The sequence below is a fragment of the Alteribacter salitolerans genome, assembly GCF_016901055.1.
Classification (GTDB): domain Bacteria; phylum Bacillota; class Bacilli; order Bacillales; family Salisediminibacteriaceae; genus Alteribacter; species Alteribacter keqinensis.
In genome coordinates this window covers 124,586-144,882 of sequence record NZ_JAFEUX010000006.1, presented here as the reverse complement: position 1 = coordinate 144,882, position 20,297 = coordinate 124,586, and the positions used below count along the sequence as shown (strand labels likewise).

The following is a 20,297-nucleotide window of genomic DNA, read 5'->3' as shown; positions in this document are numbered from 1 at the left end:
TCAGTCCTCCCTCATGTACTGATAATGAGCGGCACACGTTCCTTCCGTTGAAACCATACAAGGACCAATAGGGTTTGAAGGCGTACAGCTTTTGTTAAACAAAACGCACTTCTCCGGTGTAATTAACCCCCGGATAATCTCCCCGCAGCGGCACTTCGTTTTTCTTGGCTGAGCCAATGAAACCTGAAACTTCTTTTTCGCATCGTAAATGGCAAAGCGGTCCTTCAGCACAAGACCGCTGGCCTGAATCACACCCATCCCCCGCCATTCTTCATCGAATGGCGCTAAGTAATGATCCATCAGCTCCCTGGCAATGAGATTTCCCTTTTCGGTCACGACACTCTCATAATCGTTAATGATTCCCGGCTTTCCTTCTAAAAGAACGTTCATCAGTTTGTATATGCCACTGAGCAGCTGAACCGGCTCAAAACCCGTGATGACACCTGACATGCCATAGTCGGCTGGTAAAAAATCATAGCTTTCTTTTCCTAAAACGATGGATACATGCCCCGGTAAAAGAAAGCCGTCCAGCTTAACGTCTCCGGAATCCAGAAGGGCTCTCAAAGCCGGTTCAACAAGTTTTGTGGTCATCCAGACCGAATAATTGGTTACCTCTTTCATTTCCGCTTCCCGTATGGCAAGTGTGAGAACCGGTATCGTTGTTTCAAAGCCGATCCCAAGAAAAATAACTTCCTTGTCAGGGTTTTCTTCCGCTATTCTGACGCTGTCGAGAGGAGAATAGACCACTCTGATATCGTTTCCGGCTGCTTTCGCTGTCATCAGGGAATGTCTCGAACCGGGTACCCGCATCATGTCACCGAACGTGCAAAGGATCCGGTTTGGTGATTCGCCCAGAGTGATCATGGCGTCAATGGATTTCTGGTCTGTCACACAAACAGGACATCCGGGTCCTGCGATGAGTTCCACATGATCTTTTAACCGCTTTTTAATACCGGATTTTGCAAAAGCCATTGTATGAGAGCCGCACACCTCCATAAATACAGGCGGCCTATTGTTTACTTCCTTGAACCGTCCGGCGAGCCTGATGACGGTGTGTAATGACTCGAGTGTCAGATCAGAGTCAGAGAACTGGTCCATCGCTCTCACGAATGATCTCCCTCCATTCCTTTATGCTTTCATTTGCATAGTCCTCATCAACGACCGTCATCGCCTGTCCCGCATGAAGCAGAACATAATCACCGGTCTTCACTTCCGGAACAAAAAGGATGCCCACATACATTTTTGAACCTAACACATCGACCAGCGCCTGCTCTTTGGCAATGCTGATGACTTCGGCAGGAACCCCTATACACATTCGCTTTCACTTCCTTTCCACGATGATTTTCTTTTTACCCATTCGGAAGCAATCACGAGCTGCCCTGCTGAAAGTCCGCCATCATGACAAGGAATCATTTGATGGGAAAAAACGTGAAAGCCTCTGAGAGACAGCTGCCTTTCAATCTCTTTTTTCAAGTAGAGATTTTGAAAGGAGCCACCAGACAGCACCACCTCCCTGTTCAATTCAGGCCTTTTTTCAACAGCAGCGAACATCATTTGAACACACGCAGCTGCAACGGTTCGATGAAAGGCTTGTGCAACAAGAGTCAGCTCCTTCCCTTTAAGTCTGTCCTTTACGATTTCATAAAGAGCTGAGGAGAAGTCAAGCTGTAACGAACCGTTCACGTCGTTTATTTCAAATGGGTAGCACTCTCCTTTTTCGCCCTCATTCTGTCCATAGTCCGCCAGCTTAATGGCAGCCTCACCTTCGTAAGTGGAGACCGTGCAGATGCCCAGTACTGCACTAACAGCATCAAACAGCCTCCCGCACGTTCCCGCCATGGGTGTATTCACCTGATTTTCTACCATGTTTTCAATAAGGCTGATCTCCTGTTCCCGATCAGGAAACAGCTCACCAGACATCTTTCTGCCTTCCTTCGAAAAATAATGCACCAGCATACCGACTGCATTTCTCCACGGCTCTTTCACCGCTTTTTCTCCGCCCGGCAGAGGTGTATAGCGGAGATGGCCCAACCGTTCAAAACTTTCTCTGTCTCCATACAAGAACTCAAACCCCCAGAGATTGCCATCATCTCCATATCCGGTGCCATCCAGAATGATTCCCAGGCATGATTCGGCCAGACGATGTTCTTCCATACAGGACACATGGTGAGCATGGTGATGCTGCACCCTTATCACCTCGCAGCCGGCCTCTTTTGCTATATCATTTGTCTCGTATAAAGGGTGTTTATCAATGACCACATGCTTCTCCTGAAAACGAAGCCATTGCTTATAATGGTCAAGCTGCTCGCGAAAAGCACCCTTCATTTCTTCATTGTCGAGATCTCCTATGTGAGGGCTCAGGTGAATGTGACCGTCCTTCCCCAAAGCAAATGCATTTTTTTGATTACCGCCTAAAGCCAGAATGTGATCAACAGGAGCCAGTGTTTTTAAAGGATCCTGGGCGTACCCCCTGGCACGTCGTATATGAATAATATGTTCCTCATCACACTGGACAACCGAATCATCGATGGGACGGTATATAGGTCTGTTATGAGTCAGAACGGCATCACTCAGTGTTCGCAGATGATCAAAGGAAGTAGCATCATCCCTGTATAGAATCGGGCATCCGGAACGATTCGCACTCGTCATGACAAGGCAGTCGGGACCCTCGTTAAACAAAAGATGATGCAGAGGTGTATAAGGAAGCATAACCCCTAAGGTGGTTAACCCGGGTGAAAGGATTTCAGGCAGTGGGAATACTGCCTTTTTTCTGAGCAGGGTGATGGGCATTTCCGGACTTCCAAGCACTTCTTTTTCCCTCTTCGTCATGTCACACAGCCCCATTACCGTTTCATAGGAATCTGCCATCACAGCTAAGGGACGTTCGGGTCTGTTTTTTAACTCCCGGAGTCTCTTTATTGATCCCTCAACCCGGGCATTACACGCAAGGTGGTAGCCGCCGATACCTTTTACCGCAACAATCTTTCCCTTTTTTAAGAGGCGGGCGGCTTTTAATACAGCCTTCTGGCCCTCATACATTTCCCCGTTTGACGTTCGCAGCTGCAGGACGGGACCGCATCGGGAACAGCAAATCGGCTGGGCATGATGACGCCGGTTTAAAGGGTCACCGTACTCTTCCAAGCACAATGTGCACATTTCGAATGGCTTCATGGTCGTATAAGAGCGATCATACGGAAGCCGCTGAATGATCGAATAGCGTGGTCCGCACTGGGTACAATTGATAAACGGGAACCGATAGCGCCGGTCGCGGGGGTTGTTCATCTCTTCTAAACAATCCTCACAAACCGCCGCATCAGGTGAAAGGAAAGGCACGTCCATCCCGGTTTCTTCACTCGGGATAATTGAAAATTCCCGGTACCCATGGTGTGCCGTTTCATTGGCCGTAACATGAAGGATTTTAGATAGGCGCGGAGGAGAGTGCTTTATTTTTTCTTTCAATTCAAGTAAATGGTTCCATTCTCCCTCTGCTATAATTGTGACACCGTCAAAGTTATTTTGTACCGTTCCTTTCACACCAAGCGAGCTTGCCAATGCATAAATAAAAGGGCGAAACCCGACCCCCTGCACTCTCCCTTTCACCAGGATTTTTACTGCCCTGTGCATGGACTGACTCCTTCTCTCAGCCACTTCACCCATTCCTCCATTCCTTCTCCGGTTTGGGCGGATAAACTCATGAAAAGAGCTTTCGGATTAATGGACGCGAGATCAGCCTCCGCTTGTGAAAGACTAAAATCAACGTATGGCAGCAAATCGATCTTATTAATGACGGTAACGTCCGTACGTTTGAACATCACCGGATATTTAGGAATCTTGTCATTCCCTTCCGGAACGCTTAAGACAACGATTTTTTCATCCTGACCCAGGTCGTATCCTGAGGGACAGACAAGGTTTCCGATATTTTCGATAAAGAGCAGGTCAATGGTATTCAGATCAAACTCCGGTAACGTTTTTGCTACCATCCTTGCGTCCAGGTGACAGCCTCCCACAGTATTAATTTGAACAGTAGATACACCAAGTTTGCGCAATCGCAGGGCATCCCGCTCCGTTGCCAGATCTCCTTCAATCACCCCGATGGTGTACTCATTTTTGAGGGCTCGTACCGTCTCTTCCAGTAGTGTTGTTTTCCCGGAACCGGGAGAGCTCATCAGATTTACAACGAACATGTTGTGATTCTTAAACACGTTCCGGTTAAACGCTGCAGCTTGATTCTGATCTTTTAAAACATCTTCCTGTAGCTTAACTTTCATACCCGTCACTTCCTTCATAAGATTCCACCCTGAATGTTTCACCGGATACAACAATGGCACGGGGCAGGCGGCATTTGGGACAAAAAGCAATCCGGTAATCCGGTATAAACGTGTAATCACAGCTCCGGCACACCGCCCTCGCCTCTTCCTTGACCATCTCGAGTTCAGTCTCTTCATTCACTACGGCTAATTCTCGTGTCCTCATAAACAAAAATGCCAGCTCCAGTGCATCAGGCAGGACGTTGGACAAATCACCGACAATGACCGTTATTTTTGAAATGTGACGGATGCCCCTTTGCTCCGCATCGTCACTCACTAGCCGGATTAAATCTTCCATTAAGGACATTTCATGCATAGAGAACACCTCACTATTACCTATGCAGATTAACAAACATCAGACCTGAAAAAGGAGAGCGGCTCATAAGGTCCAGACTGAAACCTTATGGCCGCTCTCTTTATTAAAAAGCTCCTTACTTACACTTTTCCTATATTGCCAGGATCCTTCACGATCCCCGGCATTCCCGGAACCCAGTTGGCGGGGACACCTTCTCCCGTTTCAATGCCATATTGAATCCCTTGAAGTACCCTTAAAATTTCATTTGCATTCCTGCCCACTTCAGGAGGATAAATCATCCTAGCCTTAATGACCCCCTCTGGATCAATGAGGAGCGTAGCCCTGTAATTAGCTCCTGTAGCCGGATTAAGTACTCGGTACGCCCGGCTGATAACATGGGAGCGGTCTGATACCAGAGGATAGGTTACGGTCGAAACCGATGGCGAGATCTGAGCAGACACTTTCTGGGTAAAAACCCCTTCTGTCGATATTCCTAGAACTTCAGTGTTCAAAGACCGGAATTCGGGATAAAGAGCGGCCATTGCCGCCAGCTCTGTCGGACATACGAACGAAAAATTATTTGTATAAAAAAACAGCACAACCCACTTGGCCCGATAATCCTCTAAAGCAATGGTTTCAATTGTATCTGTTGAACGCTGATATGCCTCCGCGGAAAAGAGCGGGGCTGGATCGTTTATCTGTGCACAAAAAGGCGGCACACATGAGTCAATGTCATACACCGTAAGCTGATTACCGGCCACGGCCCTCACCTCCATCACAGACAATATATTCCTATTTCACTCTGAATAACCCTATGATCCTGCTCTTTTTTCAATCAGCCAGCAGTCCCTATATGCTCCCTCATGCCATTCATGTTTGGGTAAAAAACGGACCTTTTTGTACCCGCACTTCTCGTAACAGGCAAGAGCCCGGTGGTTTTCTGCCTGGGGGTCCATCACCACCGCGCCTGCTTTTTTTGTTTCAAACAAGTAATCTGTCATGCTTGAAACCAAAAGCTGCCCGATCCCCTGTCCCCAGTAGCCGGGCTCTCCTATGAACTGGTCGATGCCGTATCTGACAGGCGTGTCTCCGTGGAGTTTGTAAAGGGACCGGGTTGCTTCGTCAAGTTTATAAAACTGAATATAGCCGATTGGCTCGCCTTTCCACTTTACGATGCAGGGGTGAACCCCTTTTTCCCACTTCGTAAAAAACTCCTGCTCTACTTTTTCCTCATCGAACGGGTTGTCACGGCCTTCGTAAAATTCGAGAACCCGGGGATCCGACAGCCACTTTGCGAGCGTAGGAATGTGCGTTTTTTCCAAGTGATTGACGGTTATGTCTTTGTTCGTTAAAATTGGCATTTTTGTTCACCTCGGTAAGAATATTTCTCTTTATAATGCAAAAACCCTGCTTTCCAGGTTCGAAAGCAGGGTCAGGTGAATTATTGGACGTTTACATCGCCCAGGTAGAAAAAGCTTGATGGGTGGATGTAGAAGTCTTCGATATTGTCTTGAAGGCCGGCCATGTGCTCGGTGTGATAGAGGGGCACCATCGGCGCATCGTCCACGATCAGCTGCTGGGCATCGTGGTAGAGAGCGAGGCGCTCTTCTTCCGTGCCGCTGCGGGCTTCTTCGAGGAGAGCATCTACTTCTTCATTTGCGTAAAATGTACGGTTTCCGGCAATGCCGTGGTTACTGGAGTGAAACATCGGATAAAGACCGTAGTCCGCGTCTCCGGTTACCGTTCCCCATGATCCGAGGAACATATCCTGGCGGGCGTTGGTCACAACATCAACGTATGCTCCGCGCTCGAGGGTTTCAATGTCCAGGTCAATGCCGATTTCTTCAAGCTGTGCTTGGATGTTTTCCGCCACATCGCTTCCGATCTGGGACGTTTCAACGGTCAGGGTCGCTTCAAACCCGTCGGGATAACCGGCGTCCGCAAGAAGTTCTCTCGCTTCCTCCAGGTCTTTTTCAATGGCTTTAATATCGTCGCTTGAACCAAATACCGGCGGCGCCAACGGTCCTTTTGCAGGAAGCCCGGCTCCGTTTAAGAGACCGTCAATGATCGCTTCTTTGTCCACGGCTTTTGAGATCGCGGTTCTTACCTGAGGATCGTCAAATGGCTCTTGTTCCACGTTAAAGCCAAGGTAGAACAAGCTCACACTCTCCTGGGTGGCAATTTTCAAGTCGTCGTTTCCTTCTACACGGGACATAAAGTCCGGATTCAGGTGGGAGATCATTTGTGAGGAATTTGTTTCAAGCTCCGCTACACGCGTATTATCCTCCGGCACCACTTTAAAGGTAATGGAGTCGACGTTCGCTACATCTCCCCAGTAATCTTCGTTCTTCGTAACTTTTACAAACTCACCGGGATTCCACTCTTCAAGGGTAAAGGCACCTGTTCCGATTGGATTCTGGTTAATGTAGGACCCCGGCTCGGCGCCGTCTTCCATTGCTTCATAATCCGCTTCGATTGCCGATGGAGCAATCATATGTCCGCCGGGATGGGCAAAATGGGCCCGGAGCGGGGCAAACGGAATGTCTGTATGGATGTGTACCGTATAGTCGTCAACTACTTCAACGTCTGTAATCATGTCGAACATGAACGACACCGGTGAAGCCACATCCGGGTCAAGGAGACGTTCTATGTTTACCTTTACTGCTTCAGCGTTAAAGTCCGATCCGTCGTGAAACTGAACGTCTTCACGGAGTTCCACTTCCCACGTCGTATCTTCAATCTGCTCGAAGCTTTCAGCGAGTCTCATATGCATGTCCATGCTGCCGTCTGTGAAAACAAGTGTATCGTATATCGTCCGCCCTACATTTAATGTGGCGTGCTCGTTTCCCCCTTGAGGATCGAGTGTTTGTGCGTCACTCGGTACGCCGATGGTCAGGTCGTTTGCGTTATCAGCGGACTCGGTGTTTTCCCCATTGTTTGTCTCACTTCCAAGCTCTCCCGCATCATCACTGGCACAAGCGGTACCCACCGCAATCGCCGTCAAAAATAGTAAACTCAAAAACCCTTTTTTCATTGTGCAACCCCCTAAGCTGTCTGTTCAATAAACTTGATTATAGTAAATTTCAGGTTAAAGTCAAGTAAACAGGTAGGAATTATAAATAATAATGTGTTTTTCAGCGGTATGCTAGAATAGCAGGAGAAGAATGGGGGATTCAGTATGGGAAACAAAGCTGCACGGTTGTTCATTATTCTTATCATTCTGCCTGTCATGGTCACCTCTTTTATCTGGCTGGGGCATGTGAAGGCAGGGGATGCCATGACGCTGATTCAATATGCGCCGATTTTATTAATCTGGATTATCGTGGCGTACATTCTGCTTGAGATCTACCGGCAGGTGAAAGGGTATCTGGCGAGCCGGGAGTAGCAGGTGGTAATAAGGGAAGAGCGGCGGTTTGCAATCGGCGTTTCCATTTTAATAGGAATTCTTAACAATCAGACGGGAATTCTTAACACTCATCCCGGAAATATTAACATTCGCACAGGAATTCTTAACACAAATCCGATAAAAAGTGCTCCGGAGATCGTTTAGCAGGTTATCCCTTCACCAGACAGACACCAATTAACGGGTTAGCCCCATTTACCAGCCTCAATCAGCATAAAACACCCCGGGTCATCTAAACTGGCCCGAGGTGCTCTTAAATCATTATCCTTTTTTCAGCCAGAATGTGAATACGCCGTTTTCTTCAGCGTCATCCACCAGCTCATGTCCGCCTGCTTTTGCCCAGGCAGTTAGGTCGCTCTTGGCTCCTTTGTCAGTAGCCTGCACTTCAAGGATCTCGCCGCTTGAAAGTTCACCCATTGCTTTCTTCGTTCTTACGATTGGCATTGGGCATGCGAGCCCTTTTGCGTCTAATACTTTATCTGCTTTCATCATTCATTCCTCCTGAGTTTGGTTAACTTATTTTAGTGTACCCTTCTGTTCATTCACACGCAAAGGACGGGCTGGCCCTTTGCGCGTAAGTTTCTTCTGTCAGCTTACCGCACAGCGGTTTGGACCAATTTCCATTTCTGTTTCTTCCGCTGGTTCCGGGCTGATTTTACCCATGTTGGTCTTACGGATTTCCTGGTAGCTGTTCGGCTGCGGCGGAAGGTTCTCGGATACGAGACGGCGGAACTCGTCTTCGTCTTCCACCTGAAGGCCGCTGTTTACTTGATAAAGATCACCCAGTCGTGCATACACACGTCCTTTTTCATCAAGCTCACTCAGTTTGGCAAAGTGGGCCGGCATCACAAGGAGGTCCTGATTCATTTCTTTATAGAGGACATACAGAGACTCGCGCAGGTCGCTTACCCAGTCTTCCGCTTTTCCGGCAAGATCCGGACGCCCGATTGAATCAAGGAACAAAATGTCTCCTGTGAACAGGTACGTTTCATTAACGACCAGAGACGTACTTCCGATTGTGTGTCCCGGTGTGTAGACCGCTCTCACTGTCACATCGGCTCCACCAAAGGTTACGACTTTACCATCTTCAAGAGGCTCGTAGGAGAATGTCACTTCGTCCGCATCTTTTGGCGGCAGGTAGTACGTTCCCCCGGTTGCCTCTGCAAGACGGCGCCCGCCGGAAATGTGGTCTGCGTGAAGGTGTGTATCAAACATGTGAAGCACCTTAATTCCAAGCTTTTTCGCAAATGCTTCATACTGATCAACCAGACGAAGCGGGTCAATCATAGCCCCCTCGTCACCTGAGACGATCATGTAGGAAAGGCAGCCTTTACCAAGGCGTACAAACTGATAAATTTCTCCGCCGCCGTTAAGGTCGCCAACTTTTACAGGCTCTAAGTGCTCGCTCCACGTTTTCATTCCGCCTTCAAGATAGCTCACGTCACGTCCTGCGTCTGAAAGGAGCTCTGCTACCATAATGGAAGATCCTTCTTTCGCACAGACAACAAGAACATCACGGTCTTCAGGAACCTGGTCGAGAATGTCTTCCACCCCGTCAATCAGATCAAAATACGGTACGTTCAGGTAGTCGAAGTTTTCCCCATCCACTTTCCAGCCACCAAACGCATCTTCATTACGAACATCAAGAATAAACAACGGCTCTTTATTGATCACTTTTTGGCTTAATTCACTTGCATTCATGGCTTTTACAGTCACCTTATATACCCCCTATAGTATATTGATGTTTAAAATTTTTTGGTTGAATCCCTTGCCGGAGGAACCTCCTCCGGCCTGAAACTTCGTTTATACGCTTTTCTCGGTCTTGCCGGACCATTCACTCATGCCGGGAACCACGTTAATCACATTTGTGAATCCTTGTTCTGTCAGCTTCTGGGCTGCCAGATCACTTCGGTTACCGGTACGGCAGACAACATGAATCTCATCGTCTTTGTTCAATTCACCCATGCGTGTGTCCAATTCTCCAAGGGGAATGGATACAGCTCCCGGAATATGGTTAAAGCGGTACTCCGCCTCTTCCCGGACGTCTACAAGTACAAGGCTTCCTTCCTCGGCTTTTGAGGCGAGGTCATCATTGTTAATAACATGCGGATGCTTTGTTTCCTGCTCGCCGTCGTCACTGCCTGCTTTTCGCACGTAGTGCTTCAGGACATCTCCTTCTTCAACCGTACCGAGGTACTGGTGGCCGATACGCTCTGCCCACGCTTTTAAGTCTGCCGTGGATCCTTTGTCAGTGGCCTGAATCTCAAGAACATGCCCGGGTTCAAGGTCACCCATTACTTTTTTCGTTTTCACGATCGGCATTGGACAGGCCAGGCCTTTTGCATCAAGTACTTCGTTTGCTTTAATCATCTTCTGACTCCTCCTCTTTAATGGTTTTATCTTAAGGGGAAATCCCCGCAATTTAGATAAACAGGTTCACATTGCCGTCTGAAGCTTCTCCGAGATACGCTGCTACACCTGCGTATTCGATCCCGTCCAGCAGTTCTTCTTTTTGAAGACCCAGGAGGTCCATTGTCATCGTACATGATACAAGGTTTACACCTTGTTCCTGAGCCATTTCAATCAGATCAGGAAGCGGCATTGCATTGTGCTTTTTCATTACCTGTTTAATCATCTTCGGTCCCATACCGGCGAAGTTCATTTTTGAAAGACCCATTTTATCTGCACCGCGTGGCATCATCTTTCCGAACATTTTTTCCATAAAGGTTTTCTTTACAGGAACCTGCGCATCTTTACGAAGAGCATTCAGTCCCCAGAATGTGTGGAAGATCGTCACCTCATGATCGTAAGCTGCTGCACCGTTGGCAATAATGTAAGCCGCCATCGCTTTGTCATACTCTCCACTGAATAATACAATCGTTGTTTTTTTCTTTTCCATTTTTTCTTCACTCCTTAAATGTTTTGTTTCGTTTGTACATATACCCGCACAGGTATTAAAGTGTTTAAATTTTTTTCGTTATTTCTTCTTTATCCAAAACGTATATACACCGTTATCTTCTGTATCTGCGCGAAGTTCATGACCTCCCGCTTTTGCCCAAGCTGTCAGGTCGCTTTTGGCACCGGAATCGGTTGTTTGTACTTCAAGCACCTTTCCTGATGCGATCTCATCCATTGCTTTTTTCGTTCTGACGATCGGCATTGGACATGCAAGTCCTTTTGCGTCTACTACTTTATCTGCTTTCATCATTTCAGCCCCCGAATTACCCCATGGGGTATATTAAAAAGTAAAATTTTTTGTGGTTTTTATACCTATAGGGGTATGTTAACACCCCTGTTTTTTCGTGTCAACACTATCTGCTTTTTACGAGCAGCTGAACAGCTTCCTGGATCAACTCTTCTGTGTCTTCGCCTTTTTCAATCTGCTCTCTTACACATTGTTCCAGGTTCGAACTCACCACAAGGCCGATGGTGCGGTCCAGGGCATTGCGTGCCGCTGACATTTGGACGATCAGGTCCCTGCAGTCCTTCTCTTCTTCCATCATACGGAGAATGGCTTTTATCTGACCTTCAATCCGTTTGACGCGGTGCTTCATTTTGTCATTATACTCCATGTACTTCACGTCCTTTCTTACAAGGTTTGACTTCGGTGGTTAAAGAAAAGCCTTCCACCCTGATCTTCTTTCTTTTTAAAAAACGAGCGGTTAAGTGAATATCGGTCATGTCTGATGAAACAAGATAAACAGTACCCTGGCCAATGTCTTTGTAGTGCCGGTAGATATAAGCCATAGGCATATTAACGGCTCCTTCCAGGGGATCGTGATGAGCCGTCTGGAAGTCACGAAGGTCGACAATCGTACTGCCGTCTTCTTTCTTCATGTCCGATACGTTCATACACGATACCCCGATGACCGGTACATAACGTTTATATACAGAGCGTGCAGCCAGAATGACTGCGATTATCAACATTGCTGTTTGCATAATGTCACCTCGTTACAATGATCATTATATACCCGCGGGGGTATATTGTCAACACCCTTACTTTTATCTTTTTCTTCATAAGGGTATAGCCTTTCATAATCGCTTCGCACCTGAGTGTAACACGAAATAAAACGCACAGACAGAACAAATGCTCACGGCAGAACTGGAGGTTGTTTCCATGCGTATACCTGATCATTTAGCCGAAAAAGGAAAAAAAAGAATCGCCTCCTTCCCGGTAGATGGTTTTGTTTTTGGCGGCGGGCCTGAACACCCGAAGATGATGCTCGTCGGTGAGGCCCCGGGGGAAACAGAAATCGGTAACGGCGTTCCTTTCAGCGGCCGGGCGGGCAGGGAACTGATGAAGTTTATCGAGCGTCTCGGCCTGACCCGGGAAGAAGTATACATTACCAGTGCGGTGAGGAGCCGCCCGTACCGGTGGGGAGAGAAAAAAACAAGAGACGGGCAGGTTGTTAAAAGGAAGTACAACCGGCCTCCTACAGCCAGGGAAATTACAGCCCACGCCCCGCTCCTTGATTATGAAGTCGCCAATGTTCGGGCTCCGGTCATTGTCACTCTCGGCAACATCGGTCTTAAACGTCTTGCCGGCCCCGATAAAAAAATCGGTGACTGTCACGGTGATCTCCTTGTCCAGCCTGTGCAAAAGCTGGATGAAAATGACCAGTTTGTCTGGACAGATAAAGAATACAGGATCTTCCCTACCTATCATCCGGCTTCTATCTTCTACAACCGGAGTCTCCTGGAGGTTATTCACAGTGACCTTGAAAAATTAAAGGAAGTGCTCGCTTCCGGGTAGGGGATGGGGTATCTGAGAGGTTGGCGTTTTCGGATTAAACAGGTTGGCTTCTTCTTTAAACAGGTTGGCTTTCCTTTTAAACAGGTTGGCTTCCTCTTTAAACAGGTTGGCCCTCTTTTTAATCAAATTAGGCTGCCTGACATAAATGTCAGACAGCCTTATGGGTCAAAAGTAGATTTTATGCCGCTTTCTCCTTGTCTCCCACTCGCCTGAACACCCACGAATTCAAATAAAAGAACAAAGTGGAAATGCCCCCGAACCGGATCATTCGGTTTGCTACACGCTTGATTTCAGGATCATTCTGCACTTTTTCATCAGCCAGGTAAATGGCGATGATACCTTTGTGAATTAACGTGTGAAAGCTAGCATCAGTCATTGTCTTCAAATTCTCTTCAGCTTCTGACTTGAACACGCCAATCCGCTCCACCATGTCTTCTTCATCACGGTAGTATGCACAGAAGTTAAGCTCATCATCAGCCAGATCCTCTTCCTGATCAATGAAGTAATCGAGCAGAATATGAAGCCCTTGAGCGTAGGGGAAATAACTGTCTTTGATTTTCACGGCCGTCTCCCGCTTCATCTTCCCTTTAGATGCGTAGGCCGCCAGTGCATAGACCCCAAGAGTAGAGCCTGTACTTGCGGCGAATTCATACCACCGCATCCGTGCCAGCTGCGGATACTCTTCCTTTGTTTCTTCATACCACTTGATTAAAAGCGGCTCCCGGTCCTCTTTTTTCACGTGCTTATAAACCTGCAGGTTCCGGTAATGAAGGGAAAGCTCCTCCATCGATGCCTGTGTCTCTTCAAAGCCCGGGAACGCCGCCACTTTTTCCTGGCAGGTTGCGACCAGTTCCCTTAAAAAACCATTATCATTTTTTTGTCCGCGATGCTCGTAATACACCGAGTCATCCAATGTCCCCGGGTGAAGCGCCTGACGAAGGGCCTCGTGAAGAGAACGGAAGTCATTCGGATCAAGGGAGTCACTCTGGTCACACAGACTGTCGAGGTAATCACAGATCACCTGATAGGAAACGATGAACCAGAGAACATCCTTTCTCACTTTTTCTTTCGTAAGGAGGGCAAATACCCCGCCCCCCTCATTATGGAACGTATTTTCGTTCACACTTTCAAGCGCATATTCACGAAGCTCATCGTCTTCAATCGTTTCTGCTTTCTTTCGCCATTCGTCCAATATCATATGAACCTCAGGCACAATTTCTTTGTACACTTTATATACCATCGTCCACATTGTCGTCGGTGCTTTCAACGTTTCTGCCTCCTAAGGTTCGATTTAGAAGGCACTGGAAAAAGTTAAAGACCGAACTTTTTCAGCGCTTTCTTCGATTTCTGTTGTGTCTCTTAGTCTATTATCCGTTTAAGAGCCAATAGATTGCAAGTATCTATCCTGTGATTTCTTGATCTGCCGGCAATGACCGGCAAAAACAGCCAGGTTAAGTTTTCTAAAAATTAAAATAATTTTATTGACACTCAATATTGTAACCGTTTACAATCAAACAATAACGAGCAGTCCCGTTACCAGATCGTCATACTCATACAAAGGGAAGAGTAATTATACACTTTTGTCCTGGTTCTTTAGTCCTTTATCAGGGTGCAGACTTTACTCCTGACCTGTTATGAGATCCCTTCATGACGGACGACTGACCGCTCAGTCAAAATACACCATTATGAATGGAGGTTGCAAGTTGAAAGCTTACAAAAAAGAAGTTCGGTTTACCATCCTGATGACGGCATTGTTTCTCGCCGCAGGTAATGTAGGGCTGTTTTTCTCCATCTTCCCTGTGAACGGCATGCTGTTTGGCTTCCCGATTATGTATATCGTGCCGATTTTGTTTGGGTGGTTCGGAATTTTTGCCCTGACGATTGTCGCCAGTAAGCTTGGGAATCAAATCGATGCTGATATTGAGAGAGAAAGTATCCTTGAAAACGAACAACAGAAGCGGGAAGGGGCGTAAAGCTTAATGGGAGAGGAAGCTTGGCAGTTATCAAACCCAATATTGGGGGTCGTCGCCATTGTTGCGACGTTTTTGCTTTTTTATATCGTGGGTTACATATCAAACCGTAAAAGTACGTCCGTAACGGATTTGTACGTAGCCGGTGCCACAATCGGACCGCTTACAAACGGGCTGGCCATGGCATCGACGTACATGAGTCTGGCAACATTTCTTGGGATTACAGCACTCATTCTTCAGCTGCAGGTCCCGTTCATTATGCTTTGGATTCAGCTAATTTTAGCGATTCCTTTGATTACGATTATTTACGGAACAAGTCTTCGCCGTATGGGAGCCTTTTCTCCGACTCACTTTATCCGTGAGCGCTACGGCATCAGTGCTTCTATTATTGCAGCGTTGTTTATGATTCTTGTATCCATTATGTATGCTCTCGGGCAGATGATCGGAATTGCACTCGCCTTTGAAACGGTGCTCGGTATTCCTTACCTGACCGGTCTCATTGTGGGCGGTTTGATTATTGTCGGCTACATTACTCTTGGGGGAATGGCCGGGGCGTCCAATAACGCAGCGATACAGATGGTCATCATCGCCCTCATGTTCATCGTTCCCCTTGGAGCGATTATGAAGGCCATTGGAGGTAACGGCTGGTTCTTCCCGCCTCTCTTATACGCGGATATGGTCCCTGCCATGATCGAGGCGATGCCGAACTTTTTTGATTATCAATACTCACCAAAATGGTACGCCTCCCTTATCGGACTTACCATCGGTTCACTCGGTCTTCCCCATCTGGCTATGCGTATCTACACAGCGTCCAGCTTAAAAAGTGCACGCTCAGCCATGATCTGGTTTGCCTTTATTATCGGACTTGTGTTCTCTGCCACCTACGCCATGGGATTTGTTGGCGTGTACGCTACAGAAACACAGGGCGTTGTTATTTCACAGGGGGATGCAGACAAACTTACGATCATACTGAACCTTGTATACAATCCTGAATGGGTAACCGCTCTTGTCATCGCAGGTGCCATTTCCGCCGGTCTTTCCACACTGAGCGGCAACCTCCTTGCGATCGGGGCTCTTTTATCACAGGACATTTTTACAACTCTCAAGCCGGAAATCACGGAGAAAAAGCGTGTCCGCCTGGGCTACATTGCTATTTTTGCCGGAGGGATTGTGAGTATTCTGCTTGCGATTAATCCTCCTGCCTTCCTTGTTGTAAGTATATTATGGGCGTTCGGCCTGGCCGGGGTCACAAATGCACCGCTCATTCTTGTCGGGGTCTGGTGGAAGGAAGCCAACAAATTCGGAGCCATCGCAGCATCCGTTGTCGGCGGAGCGCTTTACATCATTGTCTCACCATTTGTCTTCCCGTCCATCGTCATTACCGGTCACAGCGTTACTGACGGAATGGGATTGTCCGGAGCGATGCTTGCTATTCCTGTAAGTTTCGTTCTCCTGATCGTTGTGTCCTATGTAACAAACCGGATGCCAAGCCTTACTTCCAAGCTTTCAACCAGAGAGGATCACGCCTTGATCGAACGCATTCACGGCTGGAAAGAGGTTCACCCGGGGCGCTACAACAGCACAGTCGGTGCAGCGATTACCGTTGTCTTCTTCACTGCGATTGCCATCTGGGCTATTATGCCGTGGGGAATGTAAACGCTGTTTTCCTATAAACATCGTGCTTAGTTGAACGGAAGATGCGAGACTCCTGCAGAATCACGATACAGTCGAGACCCCGCAGTGACGAGCGTTACTTCATGATAAAGCAGCAAGTTGCTTCGACGCAGGTAGCTGCACTGGCCAGCTGGAAGAGGAAGAAGCAGGTATGCACGAGAAGGCTCGACGCGAGTCCGCGGAAAGGGAGCGTCTTCCGTTCAACGCAGCTGAGCTTTAATGAAGGGTTATAATTCTATTTTCAGGGCACCCAATGTAAAAGAACAAATCAGCACCACAGACAGAAGGGGTCAATACACATGATTGGAAAAATGATGATTTTACAGACACCTGCTTTTCAGCATTTTACCCAGACACCAAAATCGCTCACCTACAGCAGGCTCATTGTTCTGCTTGTAGGTGCTGCATACGGAGGCTTTGGCATTCTTGCCAACGCCTCCTTCATTGCCGGCTTTGAATCGGCGCTGCTCCGAAATGCACTTGTTCCCCTTATTTTTATCTTATTCGGACTATTTTCCGTCTGGCTCACAAAAATCGGGCTTACTGTTCTTTTATGGGCCGGAGCCAGGGGATTCGGGGGGCCGGGTAGAATTAGTGAAATAAGCCGCTCTTCCTCTATCGCCCTTTTGCCGGGACTGCTCGCTGTTCCGACACTGACCGGACTTTGGGAAGGCTGGCTGATGATACTTCCCCTCGTCATTGGCGTTGTGTGGATGTACTTCATCTGTGTAAAGATTCATATCACCACACAGAGATTCGCACCCTGGAAAGCGTACCTTTCCGTTTTTGCCGTTTTCGTTTTTTTCGCCAGTATCTATTACATGATTATGCCGACCGGCGCACTTATCTAGAAGGCACTGAAAAAGTTCGGTCTTCAACTTTTTCCAGTGCCTTTATCTAAAGGAGGAGTACAACATGAACAGAGAAGAACTGATTGCACCGATTCAATACAACATAGCAGAAGAGCTGAGTAAGTATGAGCGTGATGACAAGCGGATTGCCATACGATGGCGGGACGCTGAAGGCAGCCGCCGGGACGTTCATTACAAAGAACTGATCGAGAAAACAAATCAGTTCGCCCTTGCCCTCAAACGTCAGGGAATTGAAAAAGGTGATCGTGTTTTAATCATTCTCCCGAGGATTCCTGAAGCCTACATGACCTACCTTGCCTGTCTTAAAGCAGGGATCGTCGCGATTCCAAGTTCGGAAATGCTCCGTAAAAAAGACTTGGAGTACCGTATTGAGCATGCGAATGTAAAGGGAATTGTTGCTTTTTATAAAACAACGGCCGAAGTGAACGCCATCAGCAGCGGCCACCGTGCCCTGGCGAAAAAGTTCATTGTCGGCGGTGAGGAAGAAGGCTGGCAGTCTCTTGAAGAGCTGGCTGAAAAAGAAGATAACGTTTATGAAGGAGAACTTACCTCCCGTGACGATATAGCCTTTTTATCCTACACATCCGGCACAACCGGAAACCCTAAAGGGGTCGTTCATTCTCACGGCTGGGGCTACGCTCACGTCCGTACTGCCGCAAAGGAATGGCTCGGTGTTGAAGAGGGCGATCTCGTCTGGGCAACTGCCGCACCAGGCTGGCAGAAGTGGATCTGGAGTCCGTTTCTCTCCACCATTACTCTTGGTGCTACCGCCTTTGTGTATCACGGCGGCTTTGACCCGAACACCTATCTAGATATGATGGAAAAAGAAAAGATCAATGTCCTCTGCTGTACGCCGACAGAGTATCGACTGATGGCTAAAGTCGAGAACCTGGCATCGTATAATGTTCCCAAGTTAAAGAGCGCAGTTTCTGCCGGGGAGCCTCTGAACCGTCCGGTTATTGAAGCGTTTAAAAAAGCGTTCGATGCAGATCTCCGTGACGGATACGGCCAGACCGAGAACACGTTACTCGTCTGCACCCTTCAAGGGATGGAAATAAAACCGGGATCCATGGGCAAGCCTACCCCGGGCAACCAGGTGGAAGTGATTAATGAATACGGTCAGCCTGCAGCAGTTGGTGAAGTTGGGGACATTGCGGTTCATAAAGACTGTCCGGCACTGTTTAAAGAATACTACAAGGACTCAGAAAGAACCCAGACAGCGTTTCGGGGGGACTGGTACTTAACGGGAGACCAGGCGTCCAAAGATGAAGACGGCTACTTCTGGTTTGAAGGAAGAAGTGACGACATCATTATCAGTTCCGGCTACACAATCGGTCCGTTCGAGGTTGAAGATGCCCTGTTGAAGCACCCTGCTGTCCGGGAGTGCGCAGTCGTCGCCTCACCGGATGAAATTCGCGGAAGCATCGTAAAAGCGTACGTCGTTCTCCGGGATCCGGATAAAGTGGCTGATGATGTCCTTGTTAAGGAATTGCAGGACCATACGAAAGAGATCACCGCACCTTATAAGTACCCGCGCCAGATTGAGTTCCTGGAAGAACTTCCGAAAACAACATCGGGCAAGATCCGCCGGGTTGAACTTCGGATGAAGGAAAAAGTAAAGTAATTGATCATACACACGCGGATTCATTTTAGTGAATCTGCGTGTTTTTTTTTGATAGGTTCAAGATGTTTCTGAGTGATGGATCCCTGTCTTAAAGCAGGAACTTGATCCTGCGCTCCGCCCTCTACGCTCATTTTATTAAATTTTCGGAATACACACACTTCAATTTCTTCAGTTTAACGTAAGATTTCCCCGGGTAGAGACACCTGTGCACAAAAAAATAGATAACACTACTACTTACTCGGAGGTTTTTTGACATGAAGAAATTCGGACTATCTATCGGAACATTAGCACTTACGTTCAGCCTGGCTGCCTGTGGGGATGCTGAAGAACAGCAGGACGACACGGCAACAGATGACAATGGTGAAGTGGAACAGCATGAAGAAGATGAAAGTGATGATGAACTGGGTCTGGAAGACGATGAAGAAGCTGATGATGGCGAATTGGCAGATGAAGCTTCTGACGCCTGGTATGAAGACCTTAACTTTATAGACTTCCAGCTTGATGCTCAGTACGAAGAAGGCGACTACAGCGTAGAGTATAACTACAACGAAGGAACGCCTGAAGCTACAATCGAAGATGCCCGTACGGAAGAAGAGCTGACACTTGAAGGCGACGAAGCATTGAACGAGCTGGAACAGATCCTTCCTGAGCTTGATCTTACAGTTGACATGAGTGAAGAAGAGATCAGAGAAGCAACTGCAGAAGCCTTTGAGCTTGATGAAACATACGAAGAATTACAAGTAGATGTTCAGTTCAAAGATGAAGTTCCAGGTGAAGAAGACGATGAGGGTATGGACCTTGGCGATGACGACGATGAAGTTGAAGTAGAAGACGAAAACGAAGAAGAAGACGAGCAGTAAGATTAGTAAAGCCAAGTGCACACGCTGCACTTGGCTTTTTTTATTCCCCCCGAGAAGGATTCACCGGGATCTGTTTCGCAGAAATCCCGGCTGCTTTTCTAATTCTGTGAGAAAGCTGTTTCCTTTTTTATTGCCCTCTCTCCTGTTCAAGTGCCTGTTTTAAGTCATTTAACACCTTTTCTCTGTTCCTGTACTCTTCTCCGCCAGCCTCTTCCCACATTTCAAGATCTGCGCCACCTTTTATTAACCCGATCGTTGTTGTTTTCACATCTTTTTGAAGGCAGTTCTTCTCCAGTTGAACAGCCGCCAGACCGCAATAAACGAGGGAAAGAACTTCCTGATCCTCATCAAAACTGTACTCTTCCAGATAATCATCCAGCACAAATTCCGTCGCTTCCTTTGGAGTATGCCCCTGCTCCAAGTAATCTAGAAATTCATCTCTTACATCACAAGCAGTATCATCATCAAAAATCCCAGTGTCCCAGGCTCCCACTCGCACATTCCTCCTCGTATAAACACACCCTATAGATTCGCCTTGA

Annotated in this window: 25 protein-coding genes; 8 read left to right on the top strand and 17 right to left on the bottom strand. The window is 47.6% G+C overall.

Going from position 1 to position 20,297, the window contains the following annotated elements; translation table 11 throughout:
• From hypD to JSY36_RS13345, 8 genes are all read right to left on the bottom strand, one after another.
• Entirely contained in the window at positions 1 to 1,098 is a 1,098-nt protein-coding gene (gene hypD, locus JSY36_RS13380; protein ID WP_205166829.1) for a hydrogenase formation protein HypD, read from the bottom strand.
• Entirely contained in the window at positions 1,082 to 1,315 is a 234-nt protein-coding gene (locus JSY36_RS13375; RefSeq protein WP_205166760.1) for a HypC/HybG/HupF family hydrogenase formation chaperone, read from the bottom strand. Before JSY36_RS13375 ends, hypD begins: the two co-directional genes overlap by 17 nt.
• The gene (gene hypF / locus JSY36_RS13370) at positions 1,306 to 3,648 is read right to left on the bottom strand and encodes a carbamoyltransferase HypF (RefSeq protein ID WP_336511488.1); all 2,343 of its coding nucleotides are present in this window, start codon (positions 3,646 to 3,648) and stop codon (positions 1,306 to 1,308) included. The genes JSY36_RS13375 and hypF overlap by 10 nt, the downstream gene beginning before the upstream one ends.
• On the bottom strand, positions 3,609 to 4,268 hold the full coding sequence (gene hypB, locus JSY36_RS13365) for a hydrogenase nickel incorporation protein HypB (protein WP_205166759.1): 660 nt from the start codon (positions 4,266 to 4,268) through the stop codon (positions 3,609 to 3,611). The genes hypF and hypB overlap by 40 nt, the downstream gene beginning before the upstream one ends.
• On the bottom strand, positions 4,258 to 4,623 hold the full coding sequence (locus tag JSY36_RS13360) for a hydrogenase maturation nickel metallochaperone HypA/HybF (RefSeq protein WP_205166758.1): 366 nt from the start codon (positions 4,621 to 4,623) through the stop codon (positions 4,258 to 4,260). Before JSY36_RS13360 ends, hypB begins: the two co-directional genes overlap by 11 nt.
• A gap of 119 nt (positions 4,624 to 4,742) precedes the next feature.
• Positions 4,743 to 5,378, bottom strand: coding sequence for a peroxiredoxin (locus JSY36_RS13355; protein WP_205166827.1), 636 nt, complete (start codon positions 5,376 to 5,378; stop codon positions 4,743 to 4,745).
• 36 nt (positions 5,379 to 5,414) lie between these two features.
• Positions 5,415 to 5,963 (bottom strand): GNAT family N-acetyltransferase, encoded by a 549-nt coding sequence (locus JSY36_RS13350; RefSeq protein ID WP_205166757.1) that lies wholly within the window; start codon positions 5,961 to 5,963, stop codon positions 5,415 to 5,417.
• An 80-nt stretch (positions 5,964 to 6,043) separates the two neighbouring features.
• On the bottom strand, positions 6,044 to 7,636 hold the full coding sequence (locus JSY36_RS13345) for a glutathione ABC transporter substrate-binding protein (RefSeq protein ID WP_205166756.1): 1,593 nt from the start codon (positions 7,634 to 7,636) through the stop codon (positions 6,044 to 6,046).
• Between the two features lie 144 nt (positions 7,637 to 7,780).
• Between JSY36_RS13345 and JSY36_RS13340 the strand changes: the two genes are divergently transcribed.
• Positions 7,781 to 7,987 carry a hypothetical protein gene (locus tag JSY36_RS13340; RefSeq protein ID WP_205166755.1) on the top strand — a complete coding sequence of 69 codons (207 nt, stop codon included), beginning with the start codon at positions 7,781 to 7,783 and terminating at the stop codon, positions 7,985 to 7,987.
• 279 nt (positions 7,988 to 8,266) lie between these two features.
• On the opposite strand, the gene JSY36_RS13335 is transcribed toward JSY36_RS13340, so the two are convergent.
• From JSY36_RS13335 to JSY36_RS13305, 7 genes are all read right to left on the bottom strand, one after another.
• Positions 8,267 to 8,494: a sulfurtransferase TusA family protein gene (locus tag JSY36_RS13335; protein ID WP_122901713.1), complete on the bottom strand. Its 228-nt coding sequence runs from the start codon at positions 8,492 to 8,494 to the stop codon at positions 8,267 to 8,269.
• A 99-nt stretch (positions 8,495 to 8,593) separates the two neighbouring features.
• On the bottom strand, positions 8,594 to 9,721 hold the full coding sequence (locus JSY36_RS13330; RefSeq protein ID WP_205166754.1) for an MBL fold metallo-hydrolase: 1,128 nt from the start codon (positions 9,719 to 9,721) through the stop codon (positions 8,594 to 8,596).
• Between the two features lie 87 nt (positions 9,722 to 9,808).
• Complete coding sequence (locus JSY36_RS13325; protein ID WP_205166753.1) at positions 9,809 to 10,375, bottom strand: sulfurtransferase TusA family protein; 567 nt, start codon at positions 10,373 to 10,375, stop codon at positions 9,809 to 9,811.
• A gap of 52 nt (positions 10,376 to 10,427) precedes the next feature.
• Positions 10,428 to 10,904: a DsrE/DsrF/DrsH-like family protein gene (locus JSY36_RS13320; protein WP_205166752.1), complete on the bottom strand. Its 477-nt coding sequence runs from the start codon at positions 10,902 to 10,904 to the stop codon at positions 10,428 to 10,430.
• Positions 10,905 to 10,982: 78 nt separating this feature from the next.
• Positions 10,983 to 11,210 (bottom strand): sulfurtransferase TusA family protein, encoded by a 228-nt coding sequence (locus tag JSY36_RS13315; protein WP_205166826.1) that lies wholly within the window; start codon positions 11,208 to 11,210, stop codon positions 10,983 to 10,985.
• A 106-nt stretch (positions 11,211 to 11,316) separates the two neighbouring features.
• Positions 11,317 to 11,577, bottom strand: a complete 261-nt coding sequence (locus JSY36_RS13310; protein ID WP_122901703.1) for a metal-sensitive transcriptional regulator — start codon at positions 11,575 to 11,577, stop codon at positions 11,317 to 11,319.
• On the bottom strand, positions 11,567 to 11,944 hold the full coding sequence (locus JSY36_RS13305) for a vWA domain-containing protein (RefSeq protein ID WP_205166751.1): 378 nt from the start codon (positions 11,942 to 11,944) through the stop codon (positions 11,567 to 11,569). The genes JSY36_RS13310 and JSY36_RS13305 overlap by 11 nt, the downstream gene beginning before the upstream one ends.
• 178 nt (positions 11,945 to 12,122) lie before the next feature.
• Between JSY36_RS13305 and JSY36_RS13300 the strand changes: the two genes are divergently transcribed.
• Positions 12,123 to 12,758 (top strand): uracil-DNA glycosylase, encoded by a 636-nt coding sequence (locus tag JSY36_RS13300; protein ID WP_205166750.1) that lies wholly within the window; start codon positions 12,123 to 12,125, stop codon positions 12,756 to 12,758.
• A 178-nt stretch (positions 12,759 to 12,936) separates the two neighbouring features.
• On the opposite strand, the gene JSY36_RS13295 is transcribed toward JSY36_RS13300, so the two are convergent.
• Positions 12,937 to 14,025, bottom strand: coding sequence for a tetraprenyl-beta-curcumene synthase family protein (locus JSY36_RS13295; protein ID WP_205166749.1), 1,089 nt, complete (start codon positions 14,023 to 14,025; stop codon positions 12,937 to 12,939).
• 436 nt (positions 14,026 to 14,461) lie between these two features.
• On the opposite strand from JSY36_RS13295, the gene JSY36_RS13290 reads away from it, so the two are divergent.
• The 6 genes from JSY36_RS13290 to JSY36_RS13265 all read left to right on the top strand — a co-directional run bounded on the left by JSY36_RS13290 (position 14,462) and on the right by JSY36_RS13265 (position 19,758).
• Positions 14,462 to 14,731, top strand: coding sequence for a hypothetical protein (locus JSY36_RS13290; RefSeq protein WP_205166748.1), 270 nt, complete (start codon positions 14,462 to 14,464; stop codon positions 14,729 to 14,731).
• Between the two features lie 6 nt (positions 14,732 to 14,737).
• Positions 14,738 to 16,384: a solute symporter family protein gene (locus JSY36_RS13285; RefSeq protein WP_205166747.1), complete on the top strand. Its 1,647-nt coding sequence runs from the start codon at positions 14,738 to 14,740 to the stop codon at positions 16,382 to 16,384.
• 101 nt (positions 16,385 to 16,485) lie between these two features.
• On the top strand, positions 16,486 to 16,635 hold the full coding sequence (locus tag JSY36_RS13280; RefSeq protein WP_205166746.1) for a hypothetical protein: 150 nt from the start codon (positions 16,486 to 16,488) through the stop codon (positions 16,633 to 16,635).
• A 66-nt stretch (positions 16,636 to 16,701) separates the two neighbouring features.
• Positions 16,702 to 17,253 carry a hypothetical protein gene (locus JSY36_RS13275; RefSeq protein ID WP_205166745.1) on the top strand — a complete coding sequence of 184 codons (552 nt, stop codon included), beginning with the start codon at positions 16,702 to 16,704 and terminating at the stop codon, positions 17,251 to 17,253.
• A gap of 64 nt (positions 17,254 to 17,317) precedes the next feature.
• On the top strand, positions 17,318 to 18,898 hold the full coding sequence (gene mbcS, locus JSY36_RS13270) for an acyl-CoA synthetase MbcS (RefSeq protein WP_205166744.1): 1,581 nt from the start codon (positions 17,318 to 17,320) through the stop codon (positions 18,896 to 18,898).
• Positions 18,899 to 19,152: 254 nt separating this feature from the next.
• Positions 19,153 to 19,758 carry a YusW family protein gene (locus JSY36_RS13265; protein ID WP_122901687.1) on the top strand — a complete coding sequence of 202 codons (606 nt, stop codon included), beginning with the start codon at positions 19,153 to 19,155 and terminating at the stop codon, positions 19,756 to 19,758.
• A gap of 127 nt (positions 19,759 to 19,885) precedes the next feature.
• Here the strand turns inward: JSY36_RS13265 and JSY36_RS13260 are convergent, their stop codons facing one another.
• On the bottom strand, positions 19,886 to 20,251 hold the full coding sequence (locus JSY36_RS13260; protein ID WP_205166743.1) for a DUF4259 domain-containing protein: 366 nt from the start codon (positions 20,249 to 20,251) through the stop codon (positions 19,886 to 19,888).
• Positions 20,252 to 20,297: the final 46 nt, after the last annotated feature.